An 18,323-nucleotide genomic window follows, 5' to 3' on the forward strand; every position below is an offset into this window, starting at 1 on the left:
GCAACTCGCAATCGCTCACTCCGTTCGCTTCTATTTATTATCGCTCGTGGCTTCGCCACTCGCTGACGCAACTCATAAATTCGTTGCGGTCGGACTTATACCCCAACAATCTATTACATTCGCACGCTCGCAAAAGTCGGACTCACGCCCTCCAATCTGTCGCAAGTGATTTCTTACATTTCACAAGAAAAAGCAAAACACAAAGACAAAAGAAAAATAAAAGGTTAGAATATATAATATGCCTATCAAAAAATTTTGGCAGTGGTATGAAAAAACAGAAAGGGTCCAGATAACCCTCGCTTTTTTTCTTTTCATATTACAGATAATACACCTTGTCTGGCTTTCTGGGGAAGTTGTCATTCCGCGACTTTTTGGCGTTTCGCTTTTCTCAATAGAAGGAATTTATGCTGTGTTAATCGCGGTGATAGATTACATAGAGATACCTGCCCTCATTACCGTAAACTTGGTTTATATAAATTCTTTAAGAAAAAAAGAAAAACCAGCCCTACCGATAGTTGCCCTCATACTTGTAAACTCTCAATGGCTTCACCTCTTTTGGATTACAGATGAAATAATAGTTGAACATTTCACCGAAGGAAACAGCATAGTGTTCCATCCGATTTTGGCTTGGATTGCGATACTTATAGATTATGCTGAGATTCCAGTTATGATTGATCTTGCCCGTAGGTTTATATGTATATACAAAAACCCCGATAATAAATCTGTGTGCTATTCAAAATGAACGGATGAAGTTCTTCTTTCAATTTCTTCTGCGATAGCCTTGTGGTTTGCAAGTTCAGAATCTTTTTCAATGATTATCCCTGCCTCAGTCCTCGCATGCTCAACAAGCCTCTTGTTTTTCAGTGCCTCCATAGCAAAGTCTGAAATACCTGATTGTTGGACTCCAAACAGCTCACCACTTCCTCGCAGTTTGTAATCTTTTTCAGCAAGTTTGAAGCCATCACTGGTTGAAGCGAATGCTTTTAATCTTTCCAAAGAAATATCATTTTGTGTTTTTGTTACAGCAAAGCATTTAGTGCTATGCTCACTTCTTAAAATCCGTCCGCGTAATTGGTGCAGTTGTGCCAGCCCAAATCTCTCTGCGTTTTCTATAACCATTACTGTCGCGTTGGGGACATTAACCCCAACCTCAACCACTGTTGTTGTAACCAAAACATCTATTTTCCCATCCAAAAAATTCTCTATAATCTCTGCTTTTTTGTTCGGCTTCATCTGTCCGTGCAACTCTTCTATCGCCAGTTTGGGAAGTATTTTTTTGAGATGTTTTGCTTCCTCAGAAACAGAGCGAAGTTTAAGGACGGCATCATCATCTTGTTGCAATATCCTTGGACAAACAACATAAACCTGTCTTCCTTTTGAAACTTCTTTTTCTATGATACCCTCAACTTCTTTTTTGCTTTCTGAGTTTATTATCTCTGTGGCAACCTCGCCACGATTGGGCGGAAGTTCGTCAAGAGTGCTTATATCAAGGTCTCCATATATAGTCAGGGCAAGCGTTCTTGGTATGGGGGTCGCGCTCATTGAGAGAAAGTGGGGAGCTATGTCATCTTTTCTTGCGATATTCTTTCTCTGTGCTACTCCAAATCTATGCTGTTCATCAACTATGACATAAGCAAGATTTTTGAAAGAAATATTTTTTTGTAAAAGTGAGTGCGTCCCAACCACAATAGCAATCTCTCCGTTCTTCACCCAATCCGTCATCTGCTTTTTTGAGATTTTGGTGGATTTATCTTTATCTACTTTTGATGGAAATTTTCTGCATATCTTAGAGGTTATAAGTCCCATGGAGATGGGGAGGTCTTTGAACATATCAACAAACACCTCAAACTGCTGTATAGCAAGAATCTCTGTCGGCGCCATATATGCAACCTGTAGTCTGCCATAATCTTGATTTGGCGGTCTTGAATTTATAACAGAACTTGCACTTGCCGCTGCAACCATCGTTTTACCTGACCCCACATCTCCCTGAAGCAGTCGCGACATACCAATATTCTTTTTCATATCTTTTGATATGTCGTCTATTACCCTCAACTGCGCGTTGGTTGGTTTGAAGGGCATTTTTTCCAAAAATCTCTCCAAAATTTCTTTGTCAAAATCTATCTTAAACGAACTCTTTGAACTTCTTGTTTGTCTATCCCTTTGTTTCGCGACCTGTAAGAAAAATATCTCATCAAATGAAAACCTTTTTCTCGCCACCTCAATATCTTTTTTTGTCCGTGGCGCGTGTATGTAAATCATTGCCTCATATCTTGTGGGTAGGGAATACTTTTTTATTATCTCATCAGGCACCGGGTCTGGAAAATCATTTATCATTGGAAGTATCTTGCTTTTTATCGCCCCTCTAAACCAAAGTGATGTGATACCTTTTGACTCAGGATATATTGAGATAATCTCCTCCTCTCTGCTTGTCACTTGCTCCATCTCGCCTATCAAGTCCGCATTGCTTATGTCTGGGTTTGAAAGAAACAACTTTCCCTCACTTCCACCTACTGTCCCTGACAGTTTGACTATACTGCCCTTAGGATACTGCTTTGATATATACGGCTGGTTAAACCACAAGACTTTCATATTGCCTCCGTCAGTTGCAAGAGTTGCCTCGGACATCATCGTCCTTTTGCGAAACGCACGGCGCATTTTTATAGCAGTTATTCTGCCCGACAGAGAGATCTTGTCATTTTTCTTTAACTTCGTCACATCGCGAACACTTTGACCCCCTGTATAAGTTGAGTACCGAAAGGGAAGGTGATACAGCAAATCGCGTATGGTTTTTATACCAAGGGCAGAGAGCCCCTTGGTTTGTGCGGTTTTAAGGCGAAAGTGTTTGGAAATATCGTTCTCAATCATTGCTATTTTTATTATACTCCTTTATGATATATAATGTTAATTGGTGTTCTAACACCATAACAATATTATGGAATATCTCAAAAAGAAATATTTTGTATCTGCTCTCGTTGGCGGCATCACAATACTCTTTGTTATGTGGCTTGTAGAAATTCTTTTTCTACACCTGTTTGGCTTTACTTATCAAGTTGTTGATATCTCGTCATTCACAAGCGTTTTGGCAGTGTTCTTGATAGCGTATGCGATAGGGTACATACACGAAAGAATTCCACATTGTCCCACACCTTTTCTTTGGAAGATTTTGCGTTTCGGTGGGATGATGTTTGTTCTCATTGCTCCGCTTCTATTTGTATTCTACGGACCATATGATGCTTATGCTCATCTCTACTGGATTGAAATGTCCCTTGACATCTCATTTATAGGATCAGCAGTGATTGTCTATACAATGTATCAGTTTGAACCCGGCAGAAGTGTACACTACGGAACAAAGAAAAATTAATTTAATACTGGAGAGATGGCTGAGTGGTCGAAAGCGCTCCCTTGCTAAGGGAGTAAGGGGTTTTCCCCCTTCGTGGGTTCGAATCCCACTCTCTCCGCATAAATAATAAAGATGTGCCTTGCGCACATCTTTATTATTTATATGAGTGGGGTTCGAACGAGCCCGTTAGGGCTTTTAGTTCGGTGCTTTTTTCTTAGCGAACGAAGTGAGCTTAGAAAACAGTTTCACTTGCAAAGCAAGTGAAAAATCCCACTCTCTCCGCATACAAAATAAAAGATGTGCCTTGCGCACATCTTTTGTAACTGTGATATAATTTATTATCAATTTATTAATTTTTAGTACCCATTTTGATATATGGATGAAATAGTTTATATTTTAATCAATGAAGCAATGCCTGGTTATGTTAAAATTGGAAGAACCACAAATCTTGAGAAGCGTGTCCGTGAACTTGACAAAACCAATGTGCCCTTACCGTTTGAGTGTCATTATGCTTGTACTGTAAAAGATTCAAAGTTTGTTGAAGACAAATTACACGATGCTTTTCTAAATAACCGCATTCGTTCTAGCCGTGAGTTTTTTGAAATTGAGCCAGAAAGAGTTGTATCTGCACTTAAACTTTGTTGTCTTAAAGATGTTACACCACAAAAAGATTTTGTTGAAACACAGGAGGATCAGAAAGCTCTTGATAAAAAACGAAAAAATAGAGATACATTCAACTTTAAAATAGTTGATATCCCCATAGGTGCAGAACTTTATTTTAGTCGAGATGAAAATATAAAAGCCAAGGTTGTTGATAATAGAAATATAGAATTTAACGGTAAGAGTACAAGTCTTTCGTTGTCTGCTAGAGAACTTTTGGGTTATCGTGCGTCAGGACCTCTTTATTGGATGTACGAAGGGGAAACTCTTGACGAAAGAAGGAAAAGAATTGAGCAGGAATAGTTTGGAATGTGTAAATCTGACCTTTGCGAGCCTGCGAGCCAAACAAACCAAATTGACTTTTGGCAATGGGGTTAATATAATTGGGAGTATAAAATTTATGACTACACCCCCAAAATCTATTTTTCATCATGCGAGACATCCTCATATCTTGAAAACTTCCATCAGGACTGCATTAATCGTTGGAACTGTTCTTGCTCTTATAAACCACTTTGATAGTATCTTCACTTGGACCTTAACTTCTACTCAAGTATTCCAAATTCTTATCACCTACCTCGTTCCTTTTTCTGTTGCAAGTTATGCCGCGGCAAAGCACGCACAACGAATTGAAGAAATAAAAGAAAAAGCCCACAACCAAACACACTGAAATTATTTCATCCTTGTCCGCCCACTAGGATTCGAACCTAGGACCATCTCCTTAAAAGGGAGCTGCTCTACCGGACTGAGCTATGGGCGGTCTGTTTTATTATAGTAAAACTTTTCCAAACTATAAAGGTATGTCTACTGCGAACAAGACACCTGCGCCTGACAACAAAAGAAGGAAAGAGAGGATTAGCACGAAGACCCAAACAGCCCTTTCTTTTTGGTAACTTATAGTTTTGTGGAATATAATGTGCAGGGCAGATATAACAAAAGATACCACAGCGGCGAGTTGGGTGTAATAGCCAATGATAATCATAATCGCGGTGATGCCAATGATAATCATTAGTATGTTCCACATATCTCCAATGCTTCCTCTTTTTGGTTTTGAGAGGTGGCAGTACACCACATATATAAGCCAAATACCCATTGCGAGGCGCAAGATGATGGGGGCGATAAAGTCAAAGAGAATTAATAAATCTGGAAAAATCGGAAATGTCATAACAAAATTATATCACAACAGTCGCCAATTAATACACAACGGCATCAACCAAGAATCCGCTGTCATCAAGGAGTGCGAGTACTTCGCCGTCTTGCCATAACAGCTCGGTTTCGCCGAGATATACTCTCCATTCGGGTAGGAAAAAGTTGGGATATTCTTCATAGTCCTGAATACAGCCGACTTCATTAATATGCTTGTCTATAAATCCACGACAAGACGCACTCAGACTGCTTGTCTGGTGATGATCAAGCGGAGCGCGACATGTTTTTTGATTGTTGAGATAGTCAACGCAGGGGGTTTCAAGAAGCAGGTTCTCATCACCAAACAAGACCAAAACATCCTCAGGAAGCGGGCACCTGTTTTTTATAGTGGGGGAGAAGGAGAAGAGTTGTGTCGCATATCCGCTACATATATTTGTCCTAAATGAATTGCCCCAAGGCGAGCTTCCGCTTGTGACAACGACAAAATGTTTTGGCTGTATGATTATCGGTTCAAGAAGTTGTGGCGTGTTTGGAACTACTGGTTGAGAGGCGTTTGGAAGGGCAAATAGTTTTTCATCTGAAAGCCGTAAGATAGACCAACCTTCAAGTGAGATTGGTGTTTCCAGATTTTGACTTGATTGCAGAATTATGTATTCTTCTTGAGCACGCGAAAAGTTTTCTGTAACCTGCGGCTCAAACTTAATCAACCCAAAATATTCCGATCTTGGAATGTCAGATACTTCTCTTGGCAGGTTTCTCTCTACACTGTTATCTAAAATTGCTCTTATGAGAATACCAGAGCCAAGAATAATTGCTATTATTATCACAACGATTAACAATCTCATACTACTTTTTATCTCTTGCTTTTTTTATCTTAAAAACTGCCGTCCTTGTTATCTCTTTGTCATTGCAGGGGATTTTTACATTGTTCCTCACACAATAACTCTGACTTCCATATCCTATAATCAAGACGGCAGCGCGTGGCGTGTCAAACGCCATTTTAACCGCTTCATGAATCGCTTTCTCGCGGTTGGCAATCATTGCTCTCTTTTTCTTATTTTTAATTCCCTCATCTATGTCGTTCATTATATCCTCAACGGGTTCTTCATACGGGTCATCTTCTGTTAGAAAAGTGAAATGACAGTATTTGTCGGCAAGTTCACCACAAATTCGCCTCTTCCATTTGTCTCTGCCTCCTCCCGTCATACCAAAAACTGCAATAAGTTTCTTTTTGGGAAATGCCTGAAAAAGTTGCTCCATTGATTCTTTTGTGTGCGCGTAATCTATGTACACATCAAAGGGAACTGGAAGCGCAGAAACTTTCTCCATCCGTCCCCTTATGCAGTCCATTTTTTTCACAACTTCCTTTGCAAGCTCAGAGTGTACGCCGTAATTATACGCTGCTGTAAGGGCAAACAGCGCATTCTCAAAATGTCCTCGCCCAAAAAGTGGCAGAAAAAATTTTGTCCCCTTGAAAGAAAACTCAACACCTTTTCGCGTGTAGTTTGGCTTAACGGATTTTGGCGAGACCATGTCAACGATGATGGAGGTGTCTCTTGCAGGGTGAAACACGCGAAGCAGGGGTTCGTCTTCATTAAGGACGATATGACGGTTTGGCTTGAAAGATTTTTCAAGGGAGTCCCTAAGACGAAGCTTCGCTTGAAGATAATTGCTGAACGATCCGTGTACTTCAATGTGTTCTTTTGCTATGTTTGTTACGACAAGTGTGTCTGGGTATGTAAAGAAATGCCTATACACAACGGTGCTTTCAGATGTCATCTCCAACACAGCATGCGTACAGCCCTTATTTTTCGCTTCACGCAAAAAACGCTGGATAAACCATCTGCCAGGAACACTCATATTGAATTTATTTGGAACAATTTCATCTCTTATTATAAAATGAATGCCGTTCATAAGCGCAACCCTAAGTCCTGATGCTTTAAGCAGTCTGTGTATCATCTCTGTTGTTGTTGTCTTGCCTTTAGTTCCTGTGACAATAATGACAGTAAGTTTTTTTGCAGGAAAGCCAAAACGAATTCCTGCGGTGACAGCGAGGAAGAAGTGATATGGTTTCCAAAAAAAATTAAACAAAGGTTTTGGTATTAACTTTCGGAAAAAATTGAGGCTGTTTGTAAGCCATCTTTCATCTTTTGTTTTCATCTTTTGTTGTTTAGTAGGGAGAGAGCCCTTTTTATTCTTTCAGAAACATCACCGCCTTCTTTACCTGTCTCAAGTTGTGCGCGTCTTGCTTCTGCTCTCTCATAACCAAGCGAAACAAGCGCCTCAATAACTTCTTCCTCTGTTTTGTTAAGAGGGGTAGACATATCTCCAATTTTGTTTTTCAACTCCAATGTTATTTTCTCAGACATTTTTTTTCTCACCCCAGAAAGTTCTGAAAATAATTCAGCATCTCCGACCGCTATGGCATCTGAGAGTTCTTTGGTCTCTGTGGTCGCGACAATAGACATCGCAGTTTTTGGACCGACACCCGACACCTGCAACAACATATCAAAAAATGCCCTGTCTTCCTTTTTACCAAAACCAAACAGGGTTATGTCATTGTCTTTAGCACAAGTTCTTATCCACAAAGAAATATCTTCGCCAACCTTCACGCCCAAAAAGACCTTTGTTGAGACAACGACCATATACCCAACACCCCCAACATCTATAGTTAAGTAAAATCCGTCTTTATTTATGACCTTTCCAAAGATGTGACCAATCATATTTTCTATGTATTTATTATATAACAGCAGAAAAGCCCTATAAAACACCACCCCCAAAACCAGAAATATAGAACTTGTTATATTTTCATTTACATATTATAGTGGGGAATACATATGCCAATCACAAAATCAGTAAAAAAGGCAATGCGTAGTTCGCTACGCAAAAGAGAATACAACCTAAATCGCACCCGTGCGATGCGTAAAGCCGTGAACGATGTAATAAAAAAAGCGCAGTCATCAGACAAAGCGGGCGCAATGGAAGCATACAAGGTCGCACAAAAAGCGATTGATAAAGCAGCGAAGGGTGGCGTGATAAAAAAGAACACAGCATCTCGCAAGAAGTCACGGCTTGTTAGGATGATCAAAAGCTCCTCGTAGTTCAACGGATAGAACACGGGCTTGCGGAGCCCGCGATACAGGTTCGATTCCTGTCGAGGAGGCTAATTAATTACCTATATTTAGGGCATGGAGTGTAAGTCCGACCGCAACGAATTTATGGGTTGCGCCAAGCAATAATTAATAAGGTATGGTATATTTAATATAAGTTCTATGACAAGAAAAAAGAAAATACTGATAACAATAATCGTCCTTGTAGTTTTAATTTTTGTTGCGCTTTTTGTTTTTGGCGGCAATGACAACAACAAAGAAACCACTGAAACAGCAAAGACAGAGAACTACCAAGAAACGATACTCGTTTCTGGGCGCATAGAGGCACTAAGAGATGTAACACTTTCTTTCAGAAGCACTTCTGGTATCGTCTCAAGAATCTATCGCAAAACAGGAGAAAAAGTCAAAAAAGGAACACTTCTCGCATCTCTTGATATAAAAGATTTAACAAGAAGAAGAAATGAACTTACCCATAGTTTAGAAGCGCAGGAGGCACGCCTTGCAAAACTAAGACGAGGTGCCACACAAGAAGAAAAGGAAGTCCAAGCGGCAAAGACCAACAGCACAAGACAAAGACTCGCAAATGCGATAAGAAGCGCAGATGCAAATGCGATACAAGATTTAATATCAATTGAATCATCTCTTCGTCTGAATATAGACAAGTGGTTTATAAATGTCACCTCTGACTCTCCACGGCTTTCAGTTTCTATCAGCGGAACCGCCAAACAAAACCTTGAAAATGGACGAAACAGAATGGGAAGCATCTTGCGAACAAACACCGACAATTTTTTGAACTCGCCAATACAAGACACCGAAAGTTCCGTTGAAAGATTACAAAAACTCATAGAAGACCTAAAATTAGCAGGCATTTTTGCAAACCAGGTCTTCGCTGAAATCAAAAGGGCAGAGGAAAGAGGTTCTTTGCCGATAGGCGCCTCAGACCCAATCTCTAATTTTGCAAAAGAAATATCAAGTTCCATAGGAAAAACAACGCAGAGCCTTAACAATGTTTTAGCAGAATCATCCGCACTAAAAACAGCAATCCTTGATGAAAAATCGCTCCTCGCTGGAACTTCGGAAGAAGACATCAGAGAACAGATAGCATTAGTAGAAAGAGCAAGGGAAGAGATAAACAGGATAGATGTTGATATAAGCCGCTCAAAAATTTTCGCTCCCTTTGACGGAGTCATAGGTGAAGTTTTTGTAAAAGAGGGCGAAGCAGCGATAGAAGACAGAGATGGAACAATCAGATTCATAAGCGACACATCTCTAAAAGTAGTCGTGGATGTTTCCGAGCTTGATATAAATTATTTTAATGAAGGAGAAGAAGTCCAAGCAGAAGTGGAAGCGATAGAAGAAAAATTTGGAGCAGTCATAAATAGTGTTAATGTCGTTGAAAAAGTAATTGATAATGTTCCGACATACAAAGTTGAATTTGCAATAACAGACCAAGACAGCCGCCTACGACCAGGTCTTTCAGTTGATATAGACATACCAACCAAAAATCACGAAAACATAGTAACAGTTCCAAACGGAGCGATAATGAGAAACGCCAACGGTGACTCAACCGTAACAATCATAAGAACAGGTGAAACAAGGGAGCAGGTGGTTGTAGAAACTGGAGTCTCAACCGACAGAGGAACCACCGAAATTCTGAGTGGTGTAAATGAAGGGGACAGAGTTGTCGTTTTAATGCCCTAAATCAAAATGACATTTGATGACATAAAAGTAGCAATCTTTCTCGTAGTCCGATATGTTCGTGGTGCTAACATATGGACTACCATACTGGTAATTTTTGTGATGCTCCTGACATTTTTGAACCTTGTCGTGATTGGTGGTCTGTTAGAAGGAATAATCGTGGGCTCTCTTGACGGCTTCCGTCTAAGATATGCAGGTGATGTTTTTTTAACCGCAAATGACAACCGACCATACATTGACAGAACACAGGATGTGATAAAAAAGATTGAAGGTAGCCCGTGGGTAAAAGACTACAGTGTCCGATACATAGGCAGTGCATCTCTGTTTGAATCAGAAGAATTTTATGGCGCTGTAAATCCCAATGTCATCCCCCGTTCTGTCGGCGCTTCCGTTCACGGCGTCGACCCCGTGAAAGAGTCTTCGGTTGTCGGTCTACATCAAAGAATAATTGAAGGATCTTACCTCACAAACAATGACAGAGGGTGGATATTGGTCGGCAGAGGACTGGTCGCACGACATTCTCCCTTTGGCGAGTTCGTCCTTAGGGATGTATATCCAGGTGATGAAATTTATGTAAGCATATCTGGCGGACCTGTAAAAAAATACAGATTGAGAGGCGTGTTTGGGACAAAATCAGGAGAGTTTGATCTAAGCATAGTAATGCTTGAAAATGAGCTGCGCAAAATACTCGGCAGAACAGACAGAAACGCAAGCCAGATAGCAGTCAGAGTACTTGACGGAGTAAATGCCGACAACGCAAAAGAAGAACTCCTTGCAATTGGGACAGGCAAGTATGCAAAAGTGCAAACCCCTGCCGAAGCGATAGGACCTTTTCTCAATGACATAAGAAACACATTTTTCACACTCGGTGCCGCCGTAGGTGTGATAAGTTTAATCGTCTCTTCAATAACAATATTTATAATAATATTTGTTAATGCCGTCTCAAAACAAAGACACATAGGAATATTAAAAGGCATAGGAGTCACACCAGTCGCGATAGAAATATCTTATGTGCTTTACGCCCTTTTCTATGTGCTCATAGGAATGCTGCTCGGACTCTCGTTGCTATACTTCTTTTTAGTTCCTTACTTTGAAGCAAACCCCATAAACTTTCCTTTCTCTGACGGCATATTATATGTAACCACCGCAGGCATAACACTTCGCTTGTCATTTCTTGTAGTAACCACAATCATCGCAAGCTACATCCCAGCAAAATTAATTGTGAGAAAGCCGGCAATTCAAGCAATTATGGATCAATAAACAATATGGAAACAATACTCAAAGCAAAAAAAATAATAAAAACTTATCACGACGGCGACAAAATCACACCCGTCTTAAAGGGCATTGACCTGTCATTTCCAAGAGGATCTTTTTTCTCAATAACAGGAAAGTCAGGAACAGGAAAAAGCACCCTCTTATACAGCCTAAGCCTTTTAGACAACCCAACCTCTGGTGAAATATTTTTGGGAAAAGACAACATCCCTGCAAACACACTCTCAACCAAGAAAAGAGTCAGATATCGCCTTGAAAACTTTGGCTTTGTCTTTCAGTATTACGCCCTTATACCAGAGATGCTCGCTTGGGAAAATGTTGCCGTTCCGATGCTCATGCTCGGAGAATCAAAAGATGTCGCCAAAGAACGCGCAATAGAAGTTCTCAAGCGACTTGGCTTGGGAGAACGGTTTGACCATCTCCCATCTCAACTCTCCGGCGGCGAAAGCCAAAGAGTTTCAATCGCCCGCTCAATAGCACACAAACCTAAAATCTTGTTTGCAGACGAACCAACAGCAAATCTTGACACAGAAAGATCAAAACAGGTCATAGACATATTCAAAGAACTCAACGAGGAAGGGCAGTCCATCGTCATGGTTACACACGAGGAAGAATACGCGCGAGAAGCAAAAAAAATGATAGTCATTCAAGACGGCAAAATAATAAAAGAAGAGGAGCTGAGAAAATGAGACAATTTCCACACCCAACTTACCAAAACTTGCATCAAAACCACTTTTTGTATTATCATATACTTGGTTAGGGTTAAGAATAATCTTGACCTTGTTCTTTTTCACAACGACAAAGGGGTGTTAGAAATGACAATAGCAAATGTAGCAGGTGCAACAGGTGAATCGTCTTCAGAGGACAATCCCGAAGGGCAACTGAGGGTCTCAGTCACTCCCAAAGTAGCGAAGAGAGATCGCTTACTGGAACAAATCACCGACAACTTTGAGGGGATTCTGAAGCGTATCAGGGTTGGTCTTGATCTTGACAAGGAAACGAATCTGGTAAGGAATCTGGTTTTGAAAGCTCCAGAAAGGGCTTTGCGAGACCAAGAGTTCTGGGCTACTTTGAAGGAAATCTTTGTTAAGAATAGAGAGAATTCTCTTGGTCTTACCTCGGAAGAGATGAGGCACATGTTGGGAGGGTATCTGAAAAGGGATTTTTTCCCTTCCAATATGGAAGAAGAGGTCATGCTCTCTTTCCTCAAGATCATCCACCACCATCACCGCAACGGAACTTTGTTTGAGTATAGAAATATGCTCAAACAGTTGGCAAAGAGGGATGCCAACGGAAGTGAAGAAAAAAAGGAGGGTCGTATAAACGGTCATAGGGTGGCATAACTCAAATGCCGTCAAGGGCTGTTTGAGAAGCCCCACGCCTTTGGCGTGGGGCTTTCACTTTTCCAAATTTTTTACACAAAAAATGGTATAATTATTTTAATGAAAAAAACTTTCAAAGAATACGAAGATTTTACAGAAACAACCGCAAGATATGACAGGTCTGACAGCCTAAGAGAAGCCGCTTATCTGACACTCGGACTGACCAGCGAAGCAGGCGAAGTAGCAGATAAATTAAAAAAATTTATTCGCGACCAAAAGGGAAAAGACATAGAACAAATGAGCGAAGACCAGAAAAAAGAGATAGCAAAAGAACTGGGTGATGTTCTTTGGTACACCGCCCGCCTCTCCATAAGGTTTGGTTCATCGCTTGAAGAAGTCGCAAACAAAAATATTGAAAAATTACAATCCAGAAAAGACAGAAGCAAATTACATGGATCTGGGGATAACAGATAACTTGACATTATGAACGCACTTTGTAACAATAAAAACAGGTTCTTTAAAAACAGGAGGTAAGACCATGAGTGACGTCTACCTGCCACAACAACCCCAAAACATAGAGGTCCAATACCTCGATCTCTTAATGGGGACAATGGAGTGTGGCAATATTCGTGATGGAAGAAATGGGAAAACCCTTTCTCTTTTTGGCGAGATAATTCGCCACGACATGTCTTTGGGGTTTCCTCTTTTGACGACAAAGTACATGCCCTTCCACCTCATCTTGAGTGAACTTCTTTGGTTCATCTCTGGCTCAACCGACACCAGAATCTTGAACGATCTTGACTGCAAGATATGGAATGCCAACGCAAACGCTGGCTATTGGTTGGAAAGAGGTTATGCCAAGTTTGAAGGAGATGCGGGCAGAGTATACGGTGCACAGTGGAGAGGGTGGGCAAGGCCAAACGGATCACATGTAGACCAGTTGGCGAAGGTGATAAAGATGATCAAGGAAACTCCAAGCGATAGGAGACTGGTTGTCCAAGCCTTCAACCCAGGTGAGTTGGACCAAATGTGCCTACCGCCTTGTCATATGGGTTTCCAATTCTACTCTGCTAACGGCGAGCTCTCTTTGATGATGTTCCAGCGTAGTTGCGATATGTTCCTGGGCGTCCCCTTCAACATCGCATCTTATGCGCTGCTTCTATGCTTTGTTGCTCAGATTGTCGGTCAGACACCCAAAGAACTCAAAATTGTTCTTGGTGATTTCCACATCTATGCAAATCACATGGATGCGGTGAAAGAGCAACTTAGCAGGAAAACACATCCCTTGCCCAAGCTTGTCATAAACAAGAATATCAAGGCACTTAAAGACCTTGAGTTGGGTAAAAAGGGTGGAGTTCCGATAGATAAGGATGCTGTCAAACGAGTTGCTTGGTTAGAGGGATACACCCACGAACCAGCAATTCGTGCCGAAATGGCAGTCTGACCTTTTCTTTTTCATCCCCCGTCCGCTCACGCGGACGGGGGATTGCTTTATAAATCACAACCCCTTTTCTCCAAATAATTTTTTCCTATCGCCCTCTGCGACAACTCAAGATCAAGCTCTGGAATTCTACAAGAAATCCAAGCGATAAAAGTATTACTGTTTGGACCAGGAAGGGTAGAGTAATCCGTCTTGTAAGGATAGTTTGTCGCCTCATTATGAATCTTTTCCACCAACTCCTCCGCCACACCCCCTTGCAAACTGACAAGCACCCTTGGAGTAGCACCATACCAAAATCTATCTGGTAAATCTTTCTCTATCCTTAAAACAGAATCATAACCCTCCGAAGTAAGCCAGCCAATAACCTCATAAACCGTGTACTGCTCCGCACCCCTTTGCTTCGTTGAAATCCATGTATGGTCTGCAAACAAACCTCGCCACCCCCAAAGCTCCGCCGCATAAATTTGTATAACCGCATCTCTCGTCTCCTTTGGGTCAGGTGCAATTCCCGACGACTCCCTTGACGCTTTATCCCACCCAGTAAAGTCCCAGATTATAAGTATTGAAAGCAACACAATTAAAAACAAAAACAAATACAGAATGCCCTTTAATATTTTTTTTATAATTTTTTTCATAATCCCTAACTTATTAAATCATACTACAAACCTTTATAAATTTTTAGTTTTTGGTATAATCAATATAACTCCTCGTAGCTCAGCTGGATAGAGCAACTCCCTTCTAAGGAGTAGGTCGCAGGTTCGAATCCTGCCGAGGAGGCTGATTAATTACCTATATTTCAAAGACACACCTCAAATATAAATGGTTGTTGACACGAACGAGCCCGTCAGGGCTATGGGTTCGGCGCTTTTTTCTTAGCGAACGATAGCAAAAATAATAGTTTGGAATATGTGAGTCCGACCGCAACGAATTTATGAGTTGCGTCAAGCGTTCAAATAGTGAAGTAATAGATTGGAGTGTGTGAGTCTGACCGCAACGAGCCTGCGAGTTGCGTCAAGCGAGCGACAGCGAGCGATAATAAAATAGAAGCGAGTGGAACGAGCGAGCGATAATGAATAGGTGCCGAGGAGGCTGATTAATTGTCTATATTTCAAAGACACGCCTCAAGTATAAATGGTTGTTGACACGAACGAGCCCGTCAGGGCTATAGGTTCGGCGCTTTTTTCTTAGCGAGTGATAGCAGAAGTAATAGGTTGGAATATGTGAGTCCGACCTTGCCGAGCCTGCGAGGCAAGTCAAGCGAGCGACAGCGAGCGATAATGAATAGGTGCCGAGGAGGCTAATTAATTGTCTATATTTCAAAGACACAGGCGAAATAAAAGACGACTTAGCATCTTTGCAACAACTTCGCATATTTGACAAAAAAAGATTGGTCGATAGAAAATATAAATTGAGAGAAAACAAGTTTGAGAAATTAAAAGAAAAATTAAAAAGTTTGATGCTATAAAATATCTACACCTCCCGTAAGGGAGGTGTGGGGACTTGGTATGTCCATTTACTCTTTAATGATAACATATTTTAATAATTTTTCAAAGTTGATAGCAGAAGTAATAGGTTGCAAATCGTGAGCCCGACCGCAACGAGCCTGCGAGTTGCGTCAAGCGAGCGACAGCGAGCGATAATAAAATAGAAGCGAGTGGAACGAGCGAGCGATAATGAATAGGTGCCGAGGAGGCTGATTAATTACCTATATTTCAAAGACATATCCCAAGGAGGAGGCGTGGAGTTGAAAAAATTTTACTAATTTTGTAAACTTTAGTTAGGTCTTTGATAGTGTCAAAGACCCCCTAAATCTCACGAAGCAGAAAGAAGGAGGTTTGTCATGTCTACTGGAGATGGAAGGACTGATCCGAAAGGACCGTTTGTAGTTGTAAACGAAGAAATTTGCCCCAGAGACAAAGACGACGAAAGTCGTACGACCAAATCAATGAGAGATTATCTAGAACTAAAAGATGAGAAGGCAGGAATCGTTAGTAAATTGGAGGACTCAAGACAACAGATGGCATATATGCGTGCCAAATTGTCACAAGCAACAAATGAGACAAACAGGCTTTTAGGTGAATTGGCTAGAATCGAAGCAGATATGGAGAAAGAAGAAAACAAAGCCCGCAGACTTCTTGATGAAAAAAGAAAACACAGAAGTGTGGGCGGAAGCAGAAGCGTGGGCGGAAGCAGAAGTGGAAGCACAGGCGGAAGCGGAAGTGGGCAATGATCTACCTTGATCTTTCTAAATCTAAGCAATCTAAACTGAGGGATGGATTGCTTAGATTTTTCTTTTATTGACAAATTTATTGTAAAACTATATATTTTAGTAATGAAACGGTTTTAATCCGTTGTTCTTTTTGAACCCATAGTTTTGAAAAAGGAGGTAAAGAAAATGCCAAACAAAGGATTCGCGTTCTTTTTGCTTTTAGCCATTCTGTTTTTACAGGGATGCGCCTACTCTCAGCCCAAAGCCAGCCCCAACAGCATCGTTGATGTCTGCAAACCGGCAAACACGAGTTGGCTTGTAGCCTGCGCAGAACTAGACGAGATAATCCTTATCAAAGATAGCGGTGAGGAAGTAAAGTGGTCGCTTAGGAGCAAAAATCCACACAACCAACAAGCCGCCTTTGTTCTGCTTAATAAGTTTGGAGACATCCGTTGTTATCTTCGGACACCAAGCGGCGATGAATGGTTTATTTTTTCCTGTGTTAAAGGAGGAGACCCCGACCGCTACTTCTTTGAAACATACAAGGAAATGAAAGAGGTATTGATGAAGTCAATAGCAAGTGAGGCTTAAAACTTTCACTCTAAAACTTCTCAAGCCACTCACCGCTCGCAATTTTTGGGCGGCAGGTTGCATCGCAACCTGCCGCCCCTTACTTTTTATAAATCAAAAGAAACAGCGTATAATTTCCTTTACACAACCCTTGACAAGAAATCTTACATCATATAAAATAGCATATAACAATAAAATAATAACAACAATCATGCTTGGAAAATTTATACAACAAAATAGGACTAAAAAAAATCTGACACAAGAATACCTTGCGTCAGAGCTCGGCATTTCTCGTCCCACCTATTTACACATTGAACGAGGGGAACGCGAACTTAAAATTTCCGAAGCAGAAAAACTGGCAATCATCTTTGATATATCACTTAAAGACTTTCTTGAAAAAAAAGAAAACAAAATGCAAGTTTCCATTGAGAAATTGAAAACAAAAAACACAAGAAAATCAAACGACCTGGAGATTCGCGTTACCAGAAAAGACCTTGATAAATTCAAGCAGGTCTTCCTTTATGTCCTAAACAAAGTGGGCGGCAAGTCCAATGTAGGAGAAACGGTCTTACACAAACTTCTTTATTTCATTGATTTTGACTACTATGAAAAATTTGAGGAAAATTTGATGGGAGCAAAATACATTAAAAATCACCATGGTCCCACTTCTGTTGAACTCGGCAAAATAATAAAAGAAATGCAAAAACAGGGAGAAGTTCAAGTGGTAGAAAGTAAATATTTTAAATATGGTCAAAAGAAATACTTAGCAACCAAACGCCCAAACCTTGAAATCTTGACTGCGCGTGAAGTTGAGCATATTGACGAGGTATTAGCACGACTTTCTGATAAGAATGCTAAAGAAATAGAAAAATATTCACACGGAGACATACCTTGGAAAGCAGCACAGAACGGCGAAGTCATTTCTTATGAAACTGTTTTTTATCGTGATGAAAGATATTCTGTAAGAAATTATGAAGATGAACTTTAATGAATTATCAAAATTTCAAAAAGAATTCAAAACCCTTGCAAAAAAATATAAATCTTTACCCAAAGATCTGCAGGAATTTTGTAAGGTAGTTTCAGTGGACCCCATCGGAAATAGCAAGCATTTTAATGTCATCACACAAACCGAAACCTTTTATATCATAAAAGCAAGATTTTTTTGTAAATATCTAAAGAGAAATTCCTTCCGCATCATATATTCCTATTTTGAAGCCGAACAAAAAATTGAATTTATTGAAATTTATTTCAAAGGAAACAAAGAAAAAGAAGACAAGGAAAGAATAAAAGAATACACAAAAGAAAAACCAAAGCGATAAAAAAAAGGGGCGTTTGGTTGGTTTTACACCAACCAAACGCCCAATAAAAAGAACATCCATATCCTCTTTCACAAGGTCACAACTGGAAGGGCAACCTCACCTCCGCTCCAACGGTAACACCGCCTCCCTTGGCATTGACTCTATAGCCACCTATACCAAGGTTCACTTCGGTTTTGTTGTAGCCCACTCCAAATTCTGCAACAAGGCCTTCTCGCGTCTCCTTCCGCAAAGTAGCCTCA

21 protein-coding genes and 4 tRNA genes are annotated in these 18,323 nt (G+C 40.6%); 18 read left to right on the forward strand and 7 right to left on the reverse strand.

The annotated features are described in order from the left end of the window. The first annotated feature begins 238 nt into the window (after nucleotides 1-238). On the forward strand, nucleotides 239-742 hold the full coding sequence (locus tag OXU73_00175) for a hypothetical protein (protein ID MDD9867747.1): 504 nt from the start codon (nucleotides 239-241) through the stop codon (nucleotides 740-742). On the opposite strand, the gene OXU73_00180 is transcribed toward OXU73_00175, so the two are convergent. Next, nucleotides 730-2,865, reverse strand: coding sequence for an ATP-dependent DNA helicase RecG (locus OXU73_00180; protein MDD9867748.1), 2,136 nt, complete (start codon nucleotides 2,863-2,865; stop codon nucleotides 730-732). The two genes, OXU73_00175 and OXU73_00180, sit on opposite strands and share 13 nt — an antisense overlap. Before the next feature lie 67 nt (nucleotides 2,866-2,932). Here OXU73_00180 and OXU73_00185 point away from each other — a divergent pair, with 67 nt between their 5' ends. The 4 genes from OXU73_00185 (at nucleotide 2,933) to nrtS (ending at nucleotide 4,667) form a co-directional block, all read left to right on the forward strand. After that, entirely contained in the window at nucleotides 2,933-3,361 is a 429-nt protein-coding gene (locus tag OXU73_00185) for a hypothetical protein (GenBank protein MDD9867749.1), read from the forward strand. A gap of 9 nt (nucleotides 3,362-3,370) precedes the next feature. Then, nucleotides 3,371-3,458, forward strand: a tRNA-Ser gene (locus OXU73_00190). 257 nt (nucleotides 3,459-3,715) lie between these two features. Continuing rightward, entirely contained in the window at nucleotides 3,716-4,303 is a 588-nt protein-coding gene (locus tag OXU73_00195) for a GIY-YIG nuclease family protein (protein MDD9867750.1), read from the forward strand. A gap of 97 nt (nucleotides 4,304-4,400) precedes the next feature. Next, a complete protein-coding gene (nrtS, locus tag OXU73_00200; protein ID MDD9867751.1) occupies nucleotides 4,401-4,667 on the forward strand; it encodes a nitrate/nitrite transporter NrtS in 267 nt (88 codons plus the stop codon). A gap of 16 nt (nucleotides 4,668-4,683) precedes the next feature. Here the strand turns inward: nrtS and OXU73_00205 are convergent. The 5 genes from OXU73_00205 to ruvA all read right to left on the reverse strand — a co-directional run bounded on the left by OXU73_00205 (nucleotide 4,684) and on the right by ruvA (nucleotide 7,866). After that, nucleotides 4,684-4,757 (reverse strand) — tRNA-Lys (locus OXU73_00205). 30 nt (nucleotides 4,758-4,787) lie between these two features. After that, nucleotides 4,788-5,162 (reverse strand): hypothetical protein, encoded by a 375-nt coding sequence (locus tag OXU73_00210; protein ID MDD9867752.1) that lies wholly within the window; start codon nucleotides 5,160-5,162, stop codon nucleotides 4,788-4,790. Nucleotides 5,163-5,190: 28 nt separating this feature from the next. Beyond that, on the reverse strand, nucleotides 5,191-5,988 hold the full coding sequence (locus tag OXU73_00215; GenBank protein MDD9867753.1) for a hypothetical protein: 798 nt from the start codon (nucleotides 5,986-5,988) through the stop codon (nucleotides 5,191-5,193). Nucleotide 5,989: 1 nt separating this feature from the next. Continuing rightward, nucleotides 5,990-7,303, reverse strand: coding sequence for a UDP-N-acetylmuramyl-tripeptide synthetase (gene murE / locus OXU73_00220; protein ID MDD9867754.1), 1,314 nt, complete (start codon nucleotides 7,301-7,303; stop codon nucleotides 5,990-5,992). Next, entirely contained in the window at nucleotides 7,300-7,866 is a 567-nt protein-coding gene (ruvA, locus tag OXU73_00225; GenBank protein ID MDD9867755.1) for a Holliday junction branch migration protein RuvA, read from the reverse strand. Before ruvA ends, murE begins: the two co-directional genes overlap by 4 nt. Before the next feature lie 114 nt (nucleotides 7,867-7,980). Here ruvA and rpsT point away from each other — a divergent pair, with 114 nt between their 5' ends. The 8 genes from rpsT (at nucleotide 7,981) to thyA (ending at nucleotide 13,989) form a co-directional block, all read left to right on the forward strand. Then, nucleotides 7,981-8,244, forward strand: coding sequence for a 30S ribosomal protein S20 (gene rpsT / locus OXU73_00230; GenBank protein MDD9867756.1), 264 nt, complete (start codon nucleotides 7,981-7,983; stop codon nucleotides 8,242-8,244). Beyond that, nucleotides 8,235-8,306: transfer RNA gene (locus tag OXU73_00235), tRNA-Arg, on the forward strand. Before rpsT ends, OXU73_00235 begins: the two co-directional genes overlap by 10 nt. A 109-nt stretch (nucleotides 8,307-8,415) precedes the next feature. Further along, entirely contained in the window at nucleotides 8,416-9,954 is a 1,539-nt protein-coding gene (locus tag OXU73_00240; GenBank protein MDD9867757.1) for an efflux RND transporter periplasmic adaptor subunit, read from the forward strand. 6 nt (nucleotides 9,955-9,960) lie between these two features. Further along, nucleotides 9,961-11,211: a hypothetical protein gene (locus tag OXU73_00245; protein MDD9867758.1), complete on the forward strand. Its 1,251-nt coding sequence runs from the start codon at nucleotides 9,961-9,963 to the stop codon at nucleotides 11,209-11,211. A 5-nt stretch (nucleotides 11,212-11,216) separates the two neighbouring features. After that, nucleotides 11,217-11,912 (forward strand): ABC transporter ATP-binding protein, encoded by a 696-nt coding sequence (locus OXU73_00250; GenBank protein MDD9867759.1) that lies wholly within the window; start codon nucleotides 11,217-11,219, stop codon nucleotides 11,910-11,912. A 126-nt stretch (nucleotides 11,913-12,038) separates the two neighbouring features. Then, nucleotides 12,039-12,566 (forward strand): hypothetical protein, encoded by a 528-nt coding sequence (locus OXU73_00255; protein MDD9867760.1) that lies wholly within the window; start codon nucleotides 12,039-12,041, stop codon nucleotides 12,564-12,566. 99 nt (nucleotides 12,567-12,665) lie between these two features. Then, nucleotides 12,666-13,019, forward strand: a complete 354-nt coding sequence (locus tag OXU73_00260; protein ID MDD9867761.1) for a nucleoside triphosphate pyrophosphohydrolase family protein — start codon at nucleotides 12,666-12,668, stop codon at nucleotides 13,017-13,019. Between the two features lie 64 nt (nucleotides 13,020-13,083). Further along, nucleotides 13,084-13,989 (forward strand): thymidylate synthase, encoded by a 906-nt coding sequence (gene thyA, locus OXU73_00265; GenBank protein MDD9867762.1) that lies wholly within the window; start codon nucleotides 13,084-13,086, stop codon nucleotides 13,987-13,989. Between the two features lie 47 nt (nucleotides 13,990-14,036). Here the strand turns inward: thyA and OXU73_00270 are convergent, their stop codons facing one another. Next, nucleotides 14,037-14,621: a DUF3750 domain-containing protein gene (locus OXU73_00270; protein MDD9867763.1), complete on the reverse strand. Its 585-nt coding sequence runs from the start codon at nucleotides 14,619-14,621 to the stop codon at nucleotides 14,037-14,039. A gap of 68 nt (nucleotides 14,622-14,689) precedes the next feature. Here OXU73_00270 and OXU73_00275 point away from each other — a divergent pair. The 5 genes from OXU73_00275 (at nucleotide 14,690) to OXU73_00295 (ending at nucleotide 18,084) form a co-directional block, all read left to right on the forward strand. Further along, nucleotides 14,690-14,763, forward strand: a tRNA-Arg gene (locus OXU73_00275). Between the two features lie 1,063 nt (nucleotides 14,764-15,826). Next, complete coding sequence (locus tag OXU73_00280; protein MDD9867764.1) at nucleotides 15,827-16,216, forward strand: hypothetical protein; 390 nt, start codon at nucleotides 15,827-15,829, stop codon at nucleotides 16,214-16,216. Between the two features lie 144 nt (nucleotides 16,217-16,360). Next, nucleotides 16,361-16,786: a hypothetical protein gene (locus OXU73_00285; protein MDD9867765.1), complete on the forward strand. Its 426-nt coding sequence runs from the start codon at nucleotides 16,361-16,363 to the stop codon at nucleotides 16,784-16,786. A 190-nt stretch (nucleotides 16,787-16,976) separates the two neighbouring features. Then, nucleotides 16,977-17,753 carry a DUF4065 domain-containing protein gene (locus OXU73_00290; protein ID MDD9867766.1) on the forward strand — a complete coding sequence of 259 codons (777 nt, stop codon included), beginning with the start codon at nucleotides 16,977-16,979 and terminating at the stop codon, nucleotides 17,751-17,753. Beyond that, nucleotides 17,737-18,084 (forward strand): hypothetical protein, encoded by a 348-nt coding sequence (locus OXU73_00295; protein MDD9867767.1) that lies wholly within the window; start codon nucleotides 17,737-17,739, stop codon nucleotides 18,082-18,084. The genes OXU73_00290 and OXU73_00295 overlap by 17 nt, the downstream gene beginning before the upstream one ends. Nucleotides 18,085-18,323: the final 239 nt, after the last annotated feature.

It is taken from the genome of Candidatus Campbellbacteria bacterium (genome assembly GCA_028817035.1).
In the GTDB taxonomy this organism is placed as follows: domain Bacteria; phylum Patescibacteriota; class Minisyncoccia; order Phycocordibacterales; family JABAAK01; genus JAPPQH01.

What these genes read in the sequence shown, in the direction of transcription:
- OXU73_00260 (MDD9867761.1), top strand. Translation starts at nt 12,666, where the DNA reads ATGAAAAAAACTTTCAAAGAATACGAAGATTTTACAGAAACAACCGCA.
- OXU73_00255 (MDD9867760.1), top strand. Translation starts at nt 12,039, where the DNA reads ATGACAATAGCAAATGTAGCAGGTGCAACAGGTGAATCGTCTTCAGAG.
- OXU73_00185 (MDD9867749.1), top strand. Translation starts at nt 2,933, where the DNA reads ATGGAATATCTCAAAAAGAAATATTTTGTATCTGCTCTCGTTGGCGGC.
- OXU73_00270 (MDD9867763.1), bottom strand. Translation starts at nt 14,621, where the DNA reads ATGAAAAAAATTATAAAAAAAATATTAAAGGGCATTCTGTATTTGTTT.
- OXU73_00215 (MDD9867753.1), bottom strand. Translation starts at nt 5,988, where the DNA reads ATGAGATTGTTAATCGTTGTGATAATAATAGCAATTATTCTTGGCTCT.
- OXU73_00210 (MDD9867752.1), bottom strand. Translation starts at nt 5,162, where the DNA reads ATGACATTTCCGATTTTTCCAGATTTATTAATTCTCTTTGACTTTATC.
- OXU73_00250 (MDD9867759.1), top strand. Translation starts at nt 11,217, where the DNA reads ATGGAAACAATACTCAAAGCAAAAAAAATAATAAAAACTTATCACGAC.
- murE (MDD9867754.1), bottom strand. Translation starts at nt 7,303, where the DNA reads ATGAAAACAAAAGATGAAAGATGGCTTACAAACAGCCTCAATTTTTTC.
- thyA (MDD9867762.1), top strand. Translation starts at nt 13,084, where the DNA reads ATGAGTGACGTCTACCTGCCACAACAACCCCAAAACATAGAGGTCCAA.
- OXU73_00240 (MDD9867757.1), top strand. Translation starts at nt 8,416, where the DNA reads ATGACAAGAAAAAAGAAAATACTGATAACAATAATCGTCCTTGTAGTT.
- rpsT (MDD9867756.1), top strand. Translation starts at nt 7,981, where the DNA reads ATGCCAATCACAAAATCAGTAAAAAAGGCAATGCGTAGTTCGCTACGC.
- OXU73_00180 (MDD9867748.1), bottom strand. Translation starts at nt 2,865, where the DNA reads ATGATTGAGAACGATATTTCCAAACACTTTCGCCTTAAAACCGCACAA.
- OXU73_00280 (MDD9867764.1), top strand. Translation starts at nt 15,827, where the DNA reads ATGTCTACTGGAGATGGAAGGACTGATCCGAAAGGACCGTTTGTAGTT.
- OXU73_00175 (MDD9867747.1), top strand. Translation starts at nt 239, where the DNA reads ATGCCTATCAAAAAATTTTGGCAGTGGTATGAAAAAACAGAAAGGGTC.
- OXU73_00245 (MDD9867758.1), top strand. Translation starts at nt 9,961, where the DNA reads ATGACATTTGATGACATAAAAGTAGCAATCTTTCTCGTAGTCCGATAT.
- nrtS (MDD9867751.1), top strand. Translation starts at nt 4,401, where the DNA reads ATGACTACACCCCCAAAATCTATTTTTCATCATGCGAGACATCCTCAT.
- OXU73_00290 (MDD9867766.1), top strand. Translation starts at nt 16,977, where the DNA reads ATGCTTGGAAAATTTATACAACAAAATAGGACTAAAAAAAATCTGACA.
- ruvA (MDD9867755.1), bottom strand. Translation starts at nt 7,866, where the DNA reads ATGATTGGTCACATCTTTGGAAAGGTCATAAATAAAGACGGATTTTAC.
- OXU73_00295 (MDD9867767.1), top strand. Translation starts at nt 17,737, where the DNA reads ATGAAGATGAACTTTAATGAATTATCAAAATTTCAAAAAGAATTCAAA.
- OXU73_00195 (MDD9867750.1), top strand. Translation starts at nt 3,716, where the DNA reads ATGGATGAAATAGTTTATATTTTAATCAATGAAGCAATGCCTGGTTAT.